Raw genomic sequence first — 17608 nt, 5'->3', positions numbered from 1 at the left:
CGCAGTTGATCGTCCGTCTTGTTGCGCGGATGATCCTTGAGTCCCGACGGGCAGCAATGCGAATACGTGACGGGCTTCTTCGAACAGGCGATTGCATCGGAAGAAGTCTTCGCGCCGACATGCGAAAGATCCACCATGATGCCCACGCGATTCATTTCATGAATCACTTCCTTGCCATAACCCGAGAGACCGCCGTCCGGTTCATAACAGCCTGTGCCCACGAGGTTCTGCGTGTTATAGCAAAGCTGCACGACGTTGACGCCGAGCTCCTTGAATACCTCGATGTAACCGAGGTTATCCTCGAACGCATACGAGTTCTGAAAGCCGAAGATGATGCCGGTCTTGTTCTCTTTCTTCGCGCGCACGATGTCGTCGGTGGTGCGCACGAGCGTGAGAATTTCGCTGTATTCGCGGATCTGCTGCTTCATTTCCGCGATGTTGTCGATGGTCTTCTGAAAGTCTTCCCACACCGACACGGTGCAGTTCACGGCGGTGACGCCGCCCTTTCTCATGTCCTCGAACACGGAGCGCTCGAACTTCGAGATGTTCAGTCCGTCGATGATGATGCTGTCATTGTGGAGGGTGCTCATCTAGGTGTGCTCCGCGTGCCGGGTGAAGGGGGAAAAGACGCAGGTCTGACGCGCTTTGCAGCGCCTGATCGATGCCTTCGTCGTTGCGTCTATTCTTGACTTTCGCCCTGCCGGTCAATTTACGAATTTAGACGTGTTCTTTGCCTTTTCCGACATGCGCGTCTGTTTTCGACAAGTGGCGAATTCGGATTCGGTGTAGCGCATATATTTTGCGCTTCTGCTGCACTGCATCGGAACGATCGTGCGCTTCGACAGTGCGCGTTTGACGGTGCATGGCCCCGCGTCAGTGCGCGCCCGCAGCGAAGCACGTGCGAGGCTATTCATTGCTCAGGGTTTAGCCTTATGGCATGGTAGTTGCGATCGAAACCAAAATTGCGAAAGTGGCAAAGCGTCGCAAATGACGGCGCCAATCAATAGATTCCAAGGAATCAGTTCTCACATGTCCTCCGATCGCACGGCGTCGCTGTCGCACTTCGCGTTCATGCCGCTTCCCAACTTCACGATGATCGCGTTCACCAATGCGATCGAAGTACTGCGCATGGCGAACTACCTGACAGGGCAGCCGCTCTATCGGTGGTCGATCGTGAGTCCGGAAGGCGGACCCGTCACGGCGAGCAACGGCCTTTCCGTCGATACGGGTCCGGTAGATTGCGTGGGACAGCCTGACATCGTGTTCGTGGTCGGCGGCATCGACGTGCAGCGCTCGACGACGCCCGCGCATCTTTCGGCCTTGCGCCGCTTCGGGCGCACGGGCAGCGTGCTCGGCTCGCTTTGCACCGGCACCTATGCTTTGGCGCGCGCGGGTTTGCTCGCAGGTTATGCGTGCGCGATCCATTGGGAGAACATGTCGGCGCTTAAAGAAGAGTTTCCCGATACGCGCTTTCTCAAGGAGCTGTTCGTGATCGATCGCGATCGCGTGACGTGCACGGGCGGCGTCGCGCCGCTCGACATGATGCTCAATCTGATCGCAGCGCGCGTCGGCACGGCACGGGTCACGCAGATTGCCGAGCAGTTCATCGTCGAACATGTGCGTGATACGAGCGCGCAACAGCGCATGCCTCTGGTGGCGCGTCTCGGATCGGCGAACAAGTCGCTCTTCGAAGTGATCTCGCTGATGGAGAACAACATCGAAGAGCCGTTGTCGCGCGAAGAACTGGCGCGCTTGGCGGGGATGTCGCAACGGCAATTGCAGCGGCTGTTTCGCGAGCATCTCGGCATGACGCCGACGCATTACTACCTGACCTTGCGTCTGCGCCGCGCGCGCGAGCTGCTGCTGCAGACCGACATGTCCATCATGCACATCACGATGGCGTGCGGCTTCCAGTCGGCGTGTCATTTCTCGAAGAGCTATCGCGATGCGTTCGGCACGGCGCCGACGCGCGAACGGCGCAAGCAAGTGCCGCCGCTTTCCACCGTCCCCGCGATGGTGGCCTGAGCGCTCAGATCGACAGATGAAGGCGCGTTTCGCAGACTTCGCATCCGCCGACTCTTTCGGTTCTGAACACGCCGTCCAATGCGAAGCCGAGCGCCCTATAAAAGCGCAGGCCGTGCGCGTTTTCCTCGAGCGCCCATAGCGTCATTTCCCGATAACCTTCGCTCGCAGCGGCGTTGATTGCTTCGTCGATCAGGATTCTGCCCGCGCCCTTGCGCCAATGCGCCGGATCGATATAGACGGCTTCGATTTCGGCGTCCGTGCTGCCTTTGTCGTGATCGCGCGAGGGTCCCCATGCGATCCAGCCCAGCATGACGTCGTTGCGTTGCGCGAGCATTACGCGTGGTGTGCCGCGGGCGATCAGTTCGGCCCATAGCGCACGGCGTTTTGGAATGGAGAGGGATGCGAGAAATTCGGGGGGAAAGATCGAACGATAAGCGGCCTGCCAGGCCTTGACGTGGATGCGCGCGATCTCGGCGGCGTCGTCGGGGCGCGCGAGGCGAACGGAAAGCGCAGTGCGGAGATATTCGGCCTTCATGGGGCAAGTATGACGCCGAATCGGGTTTCGATGGAATCCCGTGTTCGCCCCTGTGCGAGGCGGCGGCATGACGGCGATTTGTTGTTTCGCCGGATCCCGTTTTCATGTTGGTTCATTAGCACTGCCCCTATGCGGGGCGGCACCTTCTTTGGCCTGGCGCGAAGAAAGCAGTTTTTCCTTCCGAAGTGCCGCACGCCGGCCGCGGCACGGGCGATTGGCCTAGTGGCCCGCAGTCGCGAGTGCCCTCACAAGCAGAACCGAGCTTGGGTTGCGCACGGTCTGACGTGCTAGAAGTTATAGCGCTTGCGAACCCGGCAGCAGCGCCTAGCGCTGTGCCGAAGCAGCCAATGAAAGTGACTGCCGCCCCGCACAGGGGCGGTGTTAATAAACTAACAAGAGAACGGGATCCGGCGAAAAATCACCCAGGCCCGCAGCAAAGAAACGCGTCAAGCCGCCTTCAACACCCCGTGAGGGTCAATAACAAACTTCCTGGGCGCACCGCCATCAAACTTCCGATACCCGTCCGGCGCTTCGTCAAGCGAAACCACCGTCACATTGACGATGTCCGCAATCGGCAACCGGTCCCACAAGATCGCCTGCATCAGATTGCGGTTGTACTTCATGACCGGCGTCTGCCCCGTATGGAACGAATGCGACTTCGCCCAGCCGAGACCGAAGCGGATGCTCAGGCTGCCCTTTCTCGCAGCGGCATCGACGGCGCCGGGATCGTCGGTCACGTAGAGCCCCGGAATGCCGATCGCGCCCGCCGCCTTCGTGATCTCCATCAGCGAGTTGAGCACCGTCGCGGGCGCTTCGTGGCCGCTGTCGCTGCCGTGGCCGTGCGCTTCGAAGCCCACGCAATCCACCGCGCAATCCACTTCCGGCTTGCCGAGAATCTGCTCGATCTGCTCGCCGAGCGTCGCGTCGTTCGACAGATTGATCGTCTCGAAGCCCATGGCACGCGCGTGCGCAAGTCGCTCCTCGTTCATGTCGCCGACGATCGTGCACGCCGCGCCCAGCAGTCTCGCCGATGCAGCCGCCGCCATGCCCACAGGACCCGCGCCCGCGATATACACCGTCGAGCCCGGCCCGACGCCCGCCATCACGGCGCCGTGATAACCCGTCGGAAGAATGTCGGAGAGGCAAGTGAGGTCGCGAATCTTCGACATTGCCTGGGCCTTGTCGGGAAACTTCAGCAGATTGAAGTCCGCATACGGGACCATCACGTATTCCGCCTGGCCGCCGATCCAGCCGCCCATGTCGACATAGCCATACGCGCCGCCCGCCCGCGACGGATTCACGTTCAGGCACACGCCCGTATGCTGCGCCTTGCAGGTCGGACAGCGGCCGCACGCGACGTTGAACGGCACCGACACGAGATCGCCGATCGCGAGCGTCTCCACATCGCGCCCGACTTCGATGACCTCACCCGTGATCTCGTGGCCGAGCACGAGACCGACCTGCGCAGTCGTTCGGCCGCGCACCATGTGCTGGTCCGAACCGCAAATATTCGTGCTGACTACTTTCAGAATGACGCCGTGGCCGATCTCGCGGCCGCGTGGATCGACCATCTTCGGATAGTCGATGGATTGCACTTCGACCTTGCCCTGCCCCAGATAAACGACGCCGCGATTGCTGCTGCTCATTGATCGTCTCCATGTTTCGTGGACGGCACGCGCGACGAGTCCGCCGCACTCCTTTGGCTCATCGCGCCCGTGAAACGAGGGTAGCGCTCTCGCGAAGCCGCGACTGTCACTCAATGCGACGCGCGTTTGACTGAAACCGACATCACGTCCCGAAATGCTTTCGACCCGGTTTTTATTGATTGACCGTTCAAAATAAAAAACCTAGTATCGGCGCAATTCGTCTGTTACTGAACCGCCATGCCCAAGCTCGGAATGCGCGAGATCCGCCGCGCGCAACTCATCGACGCCACGTTGCACACCATCGACCAGTCGGGGCTCGCGGGCGCGACGCTCGCGTCGGTCGCGCAGCGCGCGAGCACGTCGACGGGCATCGTCAGTCACTATTTCGGCGACAAGGACGGCCTGCTCGAAGCCACGATGCGTCATGTGCTGCGCTCGCTGTGGCAAGGCACGTCGCGCCGGCGCAAGGCCGCGAAGCCCGATCCCCGCTCGAAGCTGCGCGCGGTCGTCGCGGCGAACTTCGACGTCGAACAAGTCAACGGTCCGGTCATGAAAACGTGGCTCGCGTTCTGGTCGGAAAGCATGCACAAGCCGGAGTTGCGGCGGCTGCAGCGCGTGAACACGCGGCGTCTGCATTCCAATCTATGCGCGGATTTCGCGCGCGCATTGACGAAGCCGGCCGCGCGCCGCGCCGCGAGCGGCCTCGCCGCGCTGATCGACGGCCTGTGGCTGCGCGGCGCGCTCGCCGGCGAACCGTTCGATACGAAGGGCGCGCTGCGGCTCGCCTACGACTACATCGACCTCGTGCTGGAAGCGCGCGGTTGAGCCATCACTTTTGAAGGAGCGCGACATGTCCGCATTCGGAGAGCAACGGCTTTATATCGGCGGTGATTACGTCGATGCGACGAGCGGCGAAACCTTCGACACGCTCGATCCCGCGACGGGCGAAACACTCGCGCGCGTGCAGCAGGCATCGCAGGCGGATATCGATCGCGCGGTGCGATCGGCGCGCGATGGCCAGCGCGAATGGGCCGCGATGACCGCGATGCAGCGCTCGCGCATCCTGCGCCGCGCGGTCGATCTGCTTCGCGCGCGCAACGACGAACTCGCCGCGATCGAGACGCGCGATACCGGCAAGCCGATCGCCGAGACGCGCGCCGTCGATATCGTCACGGGCGCGGATGTCATCGAGTACTACGCGGGACTGGCAACGGCCATCGAAGGCGAGCAGATTCCGCTGCGCGACTCGTCGTTCGTCTATACGCGGCGCGAACCGCTCGGCATGTGCGCGGGCATCGGCGCATGGAATTACCCGATCCAGATCGCATGCTGGAAGTCCGCGCCCGCGCTCGCTGCCGGCAACGCGATGATCTTCAAGCCGAGCGAAGTCACGCCGTTGACCGCGTTGAAGCTCGCCGAAATCTATAGCGAAGCGGGCGTGCCCGCGGGCGTCTTCAACGTCGTGCAGGGCGATGGCCGCGTCGGCGCGATGCTCGCCGAACATGCCGGCATCGACAAGATTTCGTTCACGGGCGGCGTCGAAACGGGCAAGAAGGTGATGGCGCGCGCGGGCGGCTCGACGCTCAAGGAAGTGACGATGGAGTTGGGCGGCAAGTCGCCGCTCATCGTTTTCGACGATGCGAATCTCGAACGCGCCGCCGATATCGCGATGAGCGCGAACTTCTTCAGCTCGGGACAGGTGTGCACGAACGGCACGCGCGTGTTCGTGGCGCGCGGTGTCATCGACGAATTCGAAGCGCTGGTTCTCGCGCGTGTGAAGCGCATGTGCATCGGCGCACCCGATGATCCGAGCACCAACTTCGGGCCGCTCGTAAGCGCGGCGCAATTGCAGAAGGTGCTCGGCTTCATCGAGAGCGGCAAGCGCGATGGTGCGCGGCTCGTGGCGGGCGGTGCGCGCATGACCGATGGCATCTTCGCTCGCGGCCAGTATGTCGAGCCGACCGTGTTCGCGGATTGTCACGACGACATGCGTATCGTGCGCGAGGAAATCTTCGGCCCCGTGATGAGCATTCTTGCGTTCGATGACGAAGACGAAGTCATCGCGCGCGCCAACGATACCGACTATGGTCTTGCGGCCGGTGTCGTGACGGAGAATCTGTCGCGGGCGCATCGCGTGATTCATCGTCTTCAAGCGGGCATTTGCTGGATCAATACGTGGGGCGAATCCCCGGCGGAAATGCCCGTGGGCGGCTACAAGCAATCGGGCATCGGACGCGAGAACGGCATCGTCACGTTGCATGCCTATACGCGCATCAAGTCCGTGCAGGTCGAGCTCGGTCCTTACCAGCCCTTGTTTTAAGGAGCATGTGCGATGAACGCGAACGAATACGACTACATCATCGTCGGCGCGGGATCGGCGGGCAACGTGCTCGCGTCGCGTCTCACCGAAGAGGAGGACGTGAGCGTGCTGCTGCTCGAAGCGGGCGGGCCGGACTATCGCTTCGACTTTCGCACGCAAATGCCCGCGGCGCTGGCGTATCCGCTTCAGGGGCGGCGCTATAACTGGGCGTATGAAACCGAGCCCGAGCCGCATATGAACAATCGACGCATGGAGTGCGGGCGTGGCAAGGGGCTGGGCGGATCGTCGCTCATCAACGGCATGTGCTATATCCGCGGCAATGCGCTCGATTACGATAAATGGGCGTCGATGCCCGGTCTCGAGAACTGGAGTTATCTCGACTGCCTGCCGTATTTCCGCCGCGCCGAGACGCGCGATATCGGACCGAATGCGTATCACGGCGGCGATGGCCCCGTGCATGTGACGACGAGCAAGCCCGGCAACAATCCGCTTTTCGCCGCGATGGTCGAGGCCGGCGTGCAGGCGGGTTATCCGCGCACCGAGGATCTGAACGGTTATCAGCAAGAAGGTTTCGGCCCCATGGATCGCACGGTGACCGCGAACGGACGGCGAGCGAGCACGGCGCGCGGGTATCTGGATCGCGCGAAGCATCGCGAGAATCTCACGATCGTTACGCATGCAACGACTGACCGCGTGCTGTTCTCGGGCAAGCGTGCGATTGGCGTCGCGTATCTGCATGGCGGGCAGCGTGTCACGGCGCACGTACGGCGCGAGGTGCTCGTGTGCGGCGGCGCGATTGCTTCGCCGCAGTTGTTGCAGCGTTCGGGTGTGGGGCGATCGGACTGGCTGAAGGAACTGGAGATTCCGGTGGTGCACGATCTGCCGGGTGTCGGTGAGAACTTGCAGGATCACCTGGAGATGTACATGCAATACGAATGCAAGGAGCCTGTGTCCTTGTATCCGGCGTTGCAGTGGTGGAATCAGCCGGCGATCGGCCTCGAGTGGATGCTGAACGGCACGGGCATCGGCGCGAGCAATCAGTTCGAAGCGGGCGGCTTCATCCGCACACGCGACGATGATCCTTGGCCGAACATCCAGTATCACTTTCTGCCGGTGGCGATCAACTACAACGGATCGAACCCGATCAAGATGCATGGTTTCCAGGCGCATGTCGGATCGATGCGCTCGCCGAGCCGCGGGCGCGTGAAGCTCAAGTCACGCGATCCGCATGCGCATCCGGGCATTCTTTTCAACTACATGGCCGATCCGCTCGACTGGCGCGAGTTCCGCGATGCAATTCGTATCACGCGCGAGATCATGCGTCAGCCTGCGCTCGCGCGGTATCGGGGGCGCGAGCTTCATCCTTCCGATGATCTGCAAAGCGATGCGGAACTCGATGCGTTCGTGAGAGCGAAAGCGGAGACCGCTTATCACCCTTCGTGTTCGTGCAAGATGGGATACGACGATATGGCTGTCGTCGATGGTGAAGGACGCGTGCACGGGATGGAAGGACTGCGCGTCGTCGATGCTTCGATCATGCCGCAGATCACGACGGGAAATCTCAATGCGCCGACGATCATGTTGGCGGAGAAGATCGCGGATCGGGTTCGGAGAAGGGAAGCGTTGGCGCGGGTGGCGACGCCGTATTTCGTGGCGAACGGGAAAAGGGCGCGGGTGCGCAGAGAGTCTGCGGAGCCCGCCAGGAAGGAGCTCGGAGATGTGAAGGGCTGAACCAAAAAAAGGCCGCGCAAGCGGCCTTCAAATCGCCCTACCTCATACCCCTTCGAAATCCGCTTTCCAACGCACCTCACGCATCGAACCGCGCACGCGCCGCCGCCGCGACCTGCATCAACGCTTCCGCGCTCATCCGCGTGGCAACCCCCTTCACGTACTCATGATGCCGCGCCTCGAGCGGCGCATCGAGATACTGCGCATGCAGATATCGAATCAACGCGATCCGCCGATGCTTCAACGCAATACTCCGATCGAGCAACGCAAGCGCGGCATCCGCGTCGTGCTTCTTGAACGCACGCTCGGACAATCGCGCGGCGGCATCGCGCGACGCGTTCATCGCACGAACGCGCGTTGCGTGTCGACGTTCAATCGCCACGCATCGAAATCCGCGCGCCGCCAGTCGAGTTCCAGACCGAGCCGCCTCGTGCCTTCGCGAATCTTCGGCTTGTGCAGCGTGAGCGTGAGCGCATCGAGCGCGGGCCATTCCTCGAACGAAAGCGCGGCGATCTCGACCGCAAGCGTTTCGAGCAGACGCGTGTGCGCCTTCGCTTCGAGAAACGCACTCACGCGATCGCACCACGCTTCGTAATCGATCAGACCATCGTCCGATTCATGCGGCATCCCGCGATAGCGCAGGCTCGCATCAATGCACACGGGTTGCGGCCCTTGGTACTCGTGCTCGTACAGGCCGACGCGCGTTTCCACGATCAATTCATCGACGACCACGCGCCAGCCCCGTCCCCCTGCTTCGAGCGGCTCGAACGGCTTCATGAAAGCAGCGGCTCGGCGGCGTCGAGCATGATCTTCACGAAGTAGTCAGCGAAACTGCGGCGCACGATGATCTCGAAGCGATCGCCGCCGAGCGGCACGAGCGTCAGCGAAGCCTTGAAATAATGGCTCTGCGCGCACTGTCCTTCGCCGAAGACCTTCGGATGCAGATCGAGCGGGCAGCCGCGCGAAAGCACCTCGCGCGTCTTCGGGCCATCGATGTCGAGCACCGTATAACCGCTGCCGATATCCACCGCCGCCGAAAACTGGCCGACGAACGCCTCGCGCAGTTTCGCTTCGAGCGGCGCGGGACGCGATGCGTCGTGCGCCGTATCCGAATGCACGAGCCATTCATCGGGGCCGAGCCACAGCATCGTGTAGCCGTTGCCGCGCGCGATGGTGTTCGCCTTCTCGGGCGGCGTGCAGCCGATCACGTTCTGCACCGCCTTGACGAAGGCCGGATCGCGCGTGTCGCCGCGCACGTTCACGAGTTCGAGGAACGGCCGCTCCGTCAGACGAAACTTTTTCGGCGAGCCGCTCTGATGCGACTTAATCAACGCATCGGCGCCGACGAGCGGGGACTCCTGCCACGTGCCACTCAAGCCCTGTCCGCTGACGGCGCGATCGACGACCGTCGAGGAACCTTTGATCTCATTCAACATGCTGACGTGCTCCTTCGCTGTCGTAGAACACCGAACTTGTGATTTTCGCGTTGACCCGCTTGCCGTTCGCGAGCGGAATCATGACCGATTCGCCGATCTTCTCGAGACCGCCCTTCACGACGGCCAATGCAATCGAGCGCTTCAAAATAGGGCTGTAATAGCTCGACGTGACGTGCCCGAGCATCGGCGCGGTATCGCCCTGGAACGGTCCCGCGACGATCTGCGCGCCTTCGGGAAGCACGAACGAAGGATCATCGGTCAAGAGTCCGACGAACTGCTTGCGCCCCGCCTTCGCCGTATCCGAACGCGTCAACGAACGCTTGCCGATGAAGTCCTTCGACTTCGCGACGAGCCCGCCCATGCCGAGGTCGTAAGGCGTCATCGAACCGTCCGTATCCTGGCCGACGATGATGTAGCCCTTCTCCGCGCGCAGCACGTGCATCGTTTCCGTGCCGTACGGCGTGATGTCGAACTCCGCGCCGGCAAGCATGAGCGCTTCCCACACCGCGCGTCCTACGTTGGCGGGCACGTTCACTTCGTACGCGAGCTCGCCCGAAAAGCTGATGCGCATCACGCGCGCCGATGCGCCCGCCACCGTGCCATCGCGATAGCTCATGAACGGGAACGACGCGTTGGCGAAGTCGATGTCGTGACACACCTTCTGCAGCACCTTACGGCTGTTCGGGCCGACGACCGCGAACGTCGCCCAATGATCCGTCACCGACGCGAGACGCACGCGCATGTCGGGCCATTCGGTCTGCAGCCAGCGTTCGAGCCACGTCAACACGCGCGCCGCGCCGCCGGTGGTCGTCGTCATCATGTAATGCTGCTCGCCGAGACGCACCGTGACGCCGTCGTCGAAGATCATGCCGTTCTCGTCGAGCATCAGGCCGTAGCGGCACTTGCCGACTTCGAGCTTGCTCCACGGATTCGTGTACATCCAGTTCAGCAGCTTCGCGGAATCGGGGCCCTGAATGTCGATCTTGCCGAGCGTCGATGCATCGAGAATGCCGACGCTCTGACGCACCGCGAGCGATTCGCGCGCGACCGCCGCGTGCATGTCCTCGCCGGCTTTCGGGTAATACCAGGGACGCTTCCAGTTGCCGACGTCCTCGAACATCGCGCCGTTCTCGACGTGCCATTCGTGAATCGCGGTCTTGCGCACCGGATCGAGAAACTCGCCGAGTTCGCGGCCCGCGAACGTGCCGAACGTGACAGGCGTGTAGTTCGGGCGGAACGTCGTCGTGCCGGTCTCGGGAATCGTTTTGCCGAGCGCCTGCGCGAGAATCGCCATGCCGTTGATGTTGCCGAGCTTGCCTTGGTCCGTGCCGAAGCCCATCGCCGTATAGCGCTTCACGTGCTCGACGGATTCGAAGCCTTCGCGCGCCGCGAGATAGATGTCGGCCGCGGACACATCGTTCTGAAAGTCGACGAACTGCTTCGGACCGCGCGTCGCCAAGTCCCGGTTGCCGACGATCCACAGCGGCAGCATCGGCGCTTCGACTATTTCGGCGACCTGCACGGCGTTCGGCTTCACGACGATATGACCCGCCGCACGCGCCGCCTCCGCACCCGCGTCGCCGCCGAAGCGGATGCCGCGCGCCAGCGAGAACTCGCCCGCGCATGCGCCGACGCTGCTTTCCAGTTGCATCGCCTTGCCCGGGACGAAGCACGCTTTCTCGTCGTGCCAGTGCGCCTTGCCGCCCGATTGCGCGAACAGATGAAGCACCGGGCTCCAGCCGCCCGACATCGCGACGAGATCACATTGCAGTTCCGTCTGCTTCGGGCCGACCTCGCCCTTCGCATACGAAGCCACTTCCACCGACGCGACCCGCAGCTTGCCGCGCGCAACCGTGATCACCGCGTTGTTCATCACGCGCACGCCATAGCGTCGCGCCGCCGCGGGCAACGTGCCTTTCGACTCGGCCGGACGCGGATCGACGACGGTCACGTCCGCGCCTGCCGCCTTCAGATCGAGCGCGCATTGATACGCGTCGTCGTTGTTGGTGAAGACGACGGCCTGGCGGCCCGGCAGCACCGCATAGCGATGCAGATACGTCGACACCGCCGATGCGAGCATCACGCCCGGCAGATCGTTATTGCCGAACACGATCGGACGCTCGTGCGCGCCGGTCGCGAGCACCACGCGTTTCGCGCGCACTTTCCACAGCAGTTCGCGCGTGCCCTTGCGCCGCGACACGGGCAGATGTTCGGTCAGACGCTGCGTGATCGTGACGAGGTTGTGATCCTGATAACCGAACGCCGTGCTGCGCGAAAGAATCTTCACGTCAGGCATTTTGCGCAGATCGGCTTCGATCTTCTGCACCCATTGCAGCGCGGGCTTGCCGTCGATCTCCGCGCGGCACGACAACAGCGAGCCGCCGAGTTCGCGCTGATCGTCGACGAGAATCACGCGCGCGCCCGACAAACCCGCCGCATGCGCCGCCGCGAGACCCGACGGGCCGCCGCCGACCACGAGCACGTCGCAATGCGCGAAGCACTTGTCGTAGCGATCGGCATCGAGATGCTTGGGCGCTTCGCCGAGACCCGCCGCGTCGCGGATCACTTCTTCGTACTTCGGCCACAACTTGCGCGGCCACATGAATGTCTTGTAGTAGAAGCCCGCGGGAATGAAGCGCGCGATCTTCTGATTGACCGCCATGCGATCGTTCTCGATGTTCGGCTTCGCGTTCACGCTCGCGGCGACGAGACCCTGATACAACTCGACTTCCGTCGCACGGGCATTCGGCACCGTGTACGCGCCGGTTTCGAGTTGAACGACCGCGTTCGGTTCTTCCACGCCCGCGGTGATGATCCCGCGCGGACGGTGATACTTCCAGCTACGCGCGATGAAGCGCTCGCCGTTCGCGAGCAACGCGGACGCGAGCGTGTCGCCCTCATAGCCCTGATACGTCTTGCCGTTGAACGTGAAGGTGACGGGGATCGCGCGATTGATGCGCCCGCCCATGCCGAGTCGGTCTTTCTGGCTCATTTCGACGTGCCTCCCGTCTTTGCAACATCATCTGACATCACAGCCAACGGACGGTCGAACGTCTCGTAGCCCTGGATTTCATAACTCACCGTATCGCGCTGCGCCTTGAACCAGCGGCGGCAGCCTTGCGCATGCATCCATTGCTCGCGATGCACGCCGCGCGGATTCTTGCGCATGAAGAGGTAGTCGCCCCATTCGCGGTCGGTGAGCTTTTCCGTGTCGAGCGGACGCGCGATATCCGCTTCGCCGCCGCAGGAGAATTCGGTTTCGGCGCGCGGCCCGCACCAGGGGCATTCGATCAGCAACATGATTGTTTCCTATGTGCGGTTAGCTTTAGTGAGCCACGGCAGCCGCGCCGTGTTCGTCGATGAGATGACCGGTATAGAAGCGATCCAGCGAGAACGGCGCGTTCAACGCATGCGGCTCGTCCTTGGCGATCGTGTGCGCATAGGCCCAGCCCGAGCCCGGCGTTGCCTTGAAGCCGCCCGTGCCCCAGCCGCAATTGAAGTAGAGCCCCTTCACGTCGGTCTTGGAGATGATCGGGCATGCATCCGGCGAGACATCGACGATGCCGCCCCACTGACGATTCATGCGCACGCGCGAAAACACCGGGAACATTTCGACGATCGCTTCCAGCGTGCCTTCGATGATATGGAAGCTGCCGCGCTGACCGAAGCCCGTGTACTGATCGACGCCCGCGCCGATCACGAGATCGCCCTTGTCGGACTGGCTGATGTACGCGTGCACCGCGTTCGACATCACGACCGTATTCACGACCGGCTTGATCGGCTCCGAAACGAGCGCCTGCAACGGATGGCTTTCGAGCGGCAGACGCACGCCCGCCATGTCCGCGAGCGTCGTCGTGTTGCCCGCCGCGACGACCGCGACCTTCTTCGCCTTGATGAAGCCCTTGGTCGTATCGACGCCCGTCACCTGATTGCCGTCTCGGCGAATGCCCACCACCTGGCAGTTCTGGATGATGTCGACGCCCGCCTGATCCGCGCCGCGCGCGAAGCCCCACGCGACCGCATCGTGACGCGCCACGCCGCCGCGACGCTGAATCGACGCGCCCAGCACCGGATAGCGGCTGTTGAGGTTGATCGTCGGCTCGATTTCCTTGATTTGCTGCGGCGTGAGGAACTCGGCATCGACGCCATTGAGGCGGTTCGCATTCACACGGCGCTCGGTGTCGCGCACGTCCTGCAGCGTGTGCGCCAGATTCATCACGCCGCGCTGCGAGAACATCACGTTGTAGTTGAGGTCTTGCGAGAGGCCTTCCCACAGCTTCATCGCTTTTTCGTACAGCGCGGCCGATTCGTCCCACAGATAGTTCGAGCGCACGATGGTCGTGTTGCGCGCGGTATTGCCGCCGCCGATCCAGCCCTTCTCGAGAATCGCGACGTTCGTGATGCCGTGCTCTTTCGCGAGGTAATACGCGGTCGCGAGACCATGACCGCCGCCGCCGACGATCACCACGTCGTACTCGCGCTTCGGCTCGGGACTTCGCCACTGGCGCTCCCAGTTCTCGTGGTACGACATGCCGTTGCGCAAGAGGCTGAAGATGGAATAGCGGCTCATGGTGTTTCTCTTCCTTCGTGCGGGGTTTGTGCTTGCAAGCAATTCAGCATTCGATGACGTTGACGGCGAGGCCACCGCGCGACGTCTCCTTGTATTTCGTCTTCATGTCGGCGCCGGTTTCACGCATCGTCTTGATGACCGAATCGAGCGATACGTAGTGCTTGCCGTCGCCCTTCATCGCCATGCGCGCGGCGTTGATCGCCTTGATCGCGCCCATCGCGTTGCGCTCGATGCACGGAATCTGCACGAGGCCGCCGACCGGATCGCAGGTCATGCCGAGGTTATGTTCCATGCCGATTTCCGCGGCGTTTTCCACTTGCGCGGGCGTGCCGCCCATCACCGCGGCGAGCGCGGCCGCGGCCATCGAGCACGCGACGCCGACTTCGCCCTGACAGCCGACTTCCGCGCCGGAGATCGACGCCGTCTCCTTGTAAATGATGCCGATAGCGGCCGCGGTGAGCAGGAAGCGCACGATGCCTTCGTCGTTCGAGGCGTGCATGAACTTCACGTAATAGTGCAGCACGGCGGGAATCACGCCGGCCGCGCCGTTGGTCGGCGCGGTGACGACGCGGCCGCCCGCTGCGTTTTCTTCGTTGACGGCCATCGCGTAGAGATTGACCCAGTCGAGCATCGACAAGGGATCGCGCAGGGACTCCTCGGAACGCGAACGCAACGAGGCAGAAAGATCGGCCGCGCGGCGCTTCACATGCATCGGACCGGGCAATTCGCCGCGCTCCTTGCAGCCACGCTCGACACACGCGGCCATCACGCGCCACACGGCGAGCAGGCTTTCGCGCACTTCGGCTTCACTGCGATTCGCGCATTCGTTCTGCATCGTGATTTCGGCGATAGACAGACCCGTCTCATCGCAGATGCGCATCAGATCGTCGCCGGTGCGAAACGGATGCGGCACCGGATTGGCCGCCCGCAGACCGTTCACGCGATCGCCTTCGCGATTCACGACGAAGCCGCCGCCGACCGAGTAATACTCTTTCTCGACGAGCAACTGGCCGCTATCGTCGAACGCCTGAAAGCGCATGCCGTTCGGATGCACGATGCTCGACCCCGGCGCGCCCGGCATCAGCTTGCGATAGAAACCGATATGCTCGCGCTCCTCGAACACGACTTCGTGCTTGCCTAGCAGCTTCAGGCGCTTCGTCGCGCGGATGTCGGCGAGGCGCGGCGCGATCGTGTCGGGATCGATGAGGTCGGGCAGATTGCCTTCGAGGCCGAGCAGCACGGCCTTGTCGGTGCCGTGGCCCTTGCCGGTCGCACCGAGCGAGCCGAACAGTTCGGCGCGCACGCGGGTGACGAAGCCGAGCAGATTGGCGTCCTCGATATGCGATGCGAAACGGCACGCCGCGATCATCGGCCCGACGGTATGCGAACTCGACGGTCCGATGCCGATCTTGAACAGATCGAAGACGCTGACATTCATGGCGTGTCCCTGGGTTTAACCTTGTATGGCGCTCATTGCACCAAACCCTGCAAGGACCCGATAGAACAAAAACGCCATCGAAATGGGACCTCGGCGTCAGGCCTCGATTCGCGGCGATCCAACCGGCGTTTTTACGGCGATTTCCGGCGCGGCGACGAAAGCCGATGGCGGCTTCCCGACAGTCATCCATGCCGATCGCGCTAACAGAGCATTTCGCGTCTGGCGCGTTTTTGTGCATCTTCGTTGCACTTTCCCGGTTTTTTGAGACCAGTCCGAAGCGGCGCGCGGACATGCATCGGTATATTCCCTAGGTTCTCAGATCTCCGGTTTGCTTCGATGGAAACTCACGCTTTACCCGATCAGTTCTTCAAATCCTGGGTGCTCGCCTTTCTCGTCGGCGTGGTCGTCGTCGGCACGCTTCAGGCAGTCGATCTTCTCGCCGTCGATCGCGTGCTCACGCGTCAGGCGCCCGTCTGGGGCGTGCTGATGCTGCTCTGCTCGATCGATCCCGTGCTGCGCTACTTCGGCGTGTTGAAAGCCGAAGTCGAGCAGCGCTGGGGCGATTACACGATCGCGAGCGTGCTCGGCCGCTCGACGGGCGCGCTCATCGGCGGCGCCTTCGCCTGGGCGTTCGCCGTGCTCGGCGGCTGAAGCGCCTCCTGTCTCATCCGTGCCGAATCACGCGGCCGGCGTCACACGACGCCGGCCGCGTCGTCTTTTCTGACACACGCGCGAGGCTCGCGGACGAGTGATATGCTCGCCGGATAACGTCCAGCCGCATGTCTCCCGCATGAATGCCGCAGAGCACCTTCCGCCGTCTTCCGTCGACGGTCAATCCAAATCGCGTATCCGCTTCGGCATCATCCTGCTGCCGAACTTCACGCTGACCGCGTTCGCCGGTTTCGTCGATCTGTTGCGCCTGTCCGCCGACGAAGGCGATTTCAGCCGTCCGGTGCGCTGCTCGTGGAGCGTGATCGGCGAGACGCTCGCGCCGGTGCGCGCGAGTTGCGGCATCCAGATCACGCCGTGGGAAACCTACGATCAGGCCGAGCCGTTCGATTACGTCGTCGTGGTCGGCGGCCTGCTGCACTCCGGCCCCGCCACCAGCGACGCGACGCTGCAGTTCATCCGCCGTGCGGCCGCATCGAATGCGACGATCGTCGGCATGTGCACGGGCGTCTTTTCGCTGATGCGCGCGGGCGTGCTCGAAGGGCATCGCATCTGCGTGAGCTGGTTTCACTACTGGGATTTCATCGAGCGATTCCCACACGCCGACGAAAAGACGCTCGTCGCGGATCGTCTCTTCGTGATCGACAGAAGGCGCATCACCTGTTCGGGCGGGCGCGCGTCGATCGATGTCGCCGCCGCCATTCTCTTGCGTCACTTCGAAACGGCGACGGTGCAAAAGGCGCTGCGCATTCTGCTCGTCGACGACATGCAGAAGGGCAACGCGCCGCAGCCGCATCCGCCGGGTCTCGCGCCCGCGACGCATCCGAAGGTGAAACGTGCGATCCTCCTGATGGAGCAGCACGTCGGGCGCTCGCTCACGCTCGACGAACTCGCGCACAAGCTCGATCTGTCCACGCGGCAACTCGAACGCCTCTTCAAGGCGGAGACCGGCAAGGCGCCGCAAGCGTACGCGAAGCAGGTGCGGCTGCGCACCGCCGCGTGGCTGCTGACGAGTTCGGACAAGACGGTGGCGGATATCGCGTCGAGCTGCGGCTTCTCCGATGCATCGCATCTCGGCCGCGAATTCCGCAAGCAATTCGGCCTGCCGCCGATGATGTATCGCGAGCAGGGCGGCGCGCAGGATGCGCCGGAAGCCGCGCAGGCAATGGATTACGACGAGACTTTCCCGGGCCGCGCCCAGGCGATCTAGCAGCATCTGTTCACGTTTTCCGCGGCTCATC

16 protein-coding genes are annotated in these 17608 nt (G+C 62.8%); 6 read left to right on the top strand and 10 right to left on the bottom strand.

Features of this window, described 5'->3' with window-relative positions; all coding sequences use genetic code 11:
• The coding region (locus tag NCS28_RS21560; RefSeq protein ID WP_250515791.1) for a membrane dipeptidase at positions 1 to 590 on the bottom strand (590 nt) is incomplete at its 3' end.
• A 439-nt stretch (positions 591 to 1029) separates the two neighbouring features.
• On the opposite strand from NCS28_RS21560, the gene NCS28_RS21555 reads away from it, so the two are divergent.
• Entirely contained in the window at positions 1030 to 2025 is a 996-nt protein-coding gene (locus tag NCS28_RS21555; protein WP_250515790.1) for a GlxA family transcriptional regulator, read from the top strand.
• A 4-nt stretch (positions 2026 to 2029) separates the two neighbouring features.
• Here NCS28_RS21555 and NCS28_RS21550 read toward each other — a convergent pair whose 3' ends face one another.
• Together NCS28_RS21550 and fdhA are read right to left on the bottom strand one after the other, a co-directional pair.
• Positions 2030 to 2560 (bottom strand): GNAT family N-acetyltransferase, encoded by a 531-nt coding sequence (locus NCS28_RS21550; RefSeq protein ID WP_250515789.1) that lies wholly within the window; start codon positions 2558 to 2560, stop codon positions 2030 to 2032.
• 446 nt (positions 2561 to 3006) lie between these two features.
• A complete protein-coding gene (gene fdhA, locus NCS28_RS21545; RefSeq protein ID WP_250515788.1) occupies positions 3007 to 4206 on the bottom strand; it encodes a formaldehyde dehydrogenase, glutathione-independent in 1200 nt (399 codons plus the stop codon).
• A gap of 237 nt (positions 4207 to 4443) precedes the next feature.
• On the opposite strand from fdhA, the gene betI reads away from it, so the two are divergent.
• Genes betI through betA form a run of 3 tightly spaced genes read left to right on the top strand, consistent with a single transcriptional unit; the run spans position 4444 to position 8257 of the window.
• Positions 4444 to 5031: a transcriptional regulator BetI gene (gene betI / locus NCS28_RS21540; RefSeq protein ID WP_250515787.1), complete on the top strand. Its 588-nt coding sequence runs from the start codon at positions 4444 to 4446 to the stop codon at positions 5029 to 5031.
• A 25-nt stretch (positions 5032 to 5056) separates the two neighbouring features.
• Positions 5057 to 6526 (top strand): betaine-aldehyde dehydrogenase, encoded by a 1470-nt coding sequence (gene betB, locus NCS28_RS21535; RefSeq protein ID WP_250515786.1) that lies wholly within the window; start codon positions 5057 to 5059, stop codon positions 6524 to 6526.
• Between the two features lie 12 nt (positions 6527 to 6538).
• Positions 6539 to 8257: a choline dehydrogenase gene (betA, locus tag NCS28_RS21530; RefSeq protein WP_250515785.1), complete on the top strand. Its 1719-nt coding sequence runs from the start codon at positions 6539 to 6541 to the stop codon at positions 8255 to 8257.
• Between the two features lie 76 nt (positions 8258 to 8333).
• Here the strand turns inward: betA and NCS28_RS21525 are convergent, their stop codons facing one another.
• From NCS28_RS21525 to NCS28_RS21495, 7 genes are read right to left on the bottom strand one after another with little or no spacing between them, the layout of a single operon-like run.
• Positions 8334 to 8597, bottom strand: coding sequence for a hypothetical protein (locus NCS28_RS21525; protein ID WP_250515784.1), 264 nt, complete (start codon positions 8595 to 8597; stop codon positions 8334 to 8336).
• On the bottom strand, positions 8594 to 9031 hold the full coding sequence (locus tag NCS28_RS21520; protein ID WP_250515783.1) for a dihydroneopterin aldolase: 438 nt from the start codon (positions 9029 to 9031) through the stop codon (positions 8594 to 8596). Before NCS28_RS21520 ends, NCS28_RS21525 begins: the two co-directional genes overlap by 4 nt.
• Positions 9028 to 9690 carry a sarcosine oxidase subunit gamma gene (locus NCS28_RS21515; protein WP_250515782.1) on the bottom strand — a complete coding sequence of 221 codons (663 nt, stop codon included), beginning with the start codon at positions 9688 to 9690 and terminating at the stop codon, positions 9028 to 9030. The genes NCS28_RS21520 and NCS28_RS21515 overlap by 4 nt, the downstream gene beginning before the upstream one ends.
• Positions 9680 to 12682, bottom strand: coding sequence for a sarcosine oxidase subunit alpha family protein (locus NCS28_RS21510; protein WP_250515781.1), 3003 nt, complete (start codon positions 12680 to 12682; stop codon positions 9680 to 9682). Before NCS28_RS21510 ends, NCS28_RS21515 begins: the two co-directional genes overlap by 11 nt.
• Complete coding sequence (locus NCS28_RS21505) at positions 12679 to 12990, bottom strand: sarcosine oxidase subunit delta (RefSeq protein WP_250515780.1); 312 nt, start codon at positions 12988 to 12990, stop codon at positions 12679 to 12681. The genes NCS28_RS21510 and NCS28_RS21505 overlap by 4 nt, the downstream gene beginning before the upstream one ends.
• Positions 12991 to 13015: 25 nt before the next feature.
• Positions 13016 to 14260, bottom strand: coding sequence for a sarcosine oxidase subunit beta family protein (locus NCS28_RS21500; RefSeq protein ID WP_062259847.1), 1245 nt, complete (start codon positions 14258 to 14260; stop codon positions 13016 to 13018).
• A gap of 43 nt (positions 14261 to 14303) precedes the next feature.
• Positions 14304 to 15698, bottom strand: coding sequence for an L-serine ammonia-lyase (locus tag NCS28_RS21495; protein ID WP_250515779.1), 1395 nt, complete (start codon positions 15696 to 15698; stop codon positions 14304 to 14306).
• A 336-nt stretch (positions 15699 to 16034) separates the two neighbouring features.
• Here NCS28_RS21495 and NCS28_RS21490 point away from each other — a divergent pair, with 336 nt between their 5' ends.
• Together NCS28_RS21490 and NCS28_RS21485 are read left to right on the top strand one after the other, a co-directional pair.
• Positions 16035 to 16349: a hypothetical protein gene (locus NCS28_RS21490; protein ID WP_250515778.1), complete on the top strand. Its 315-nt coding sequence runs from the start codon at positions 16035 to 16037 to the stop codon at positions 16347 to 16349.
• 139 nt (positions 16350 to 16488) lie between these two features.
• Complete coding sequence (locus NCS28_RS21485; RefSeq protein ID WP_250515777.1) at positions 16489 to 17577, top strand: GlxA family transcriptional regulator; 1089 nt, start codon at positions 16489 to 16491, stop codon at positions 17575 to 17577.
• Positions 17578 to 17608 lie beyond the last annotated feature (31 nt).

The sequence above is a fragment of the Caballeronia sp. INDeC2 genome (genome assembly GCF_023631325.1).
Classification (GTDB): domain Bacteria; phylum Pseudomonadota; class Gammaproteobacteria; order Burkholderiales; family Burkholderiaceae; genus Caballeronia.
This window is presented reverse-complemented; position numbering and strand designations above follow the sequence as displayed.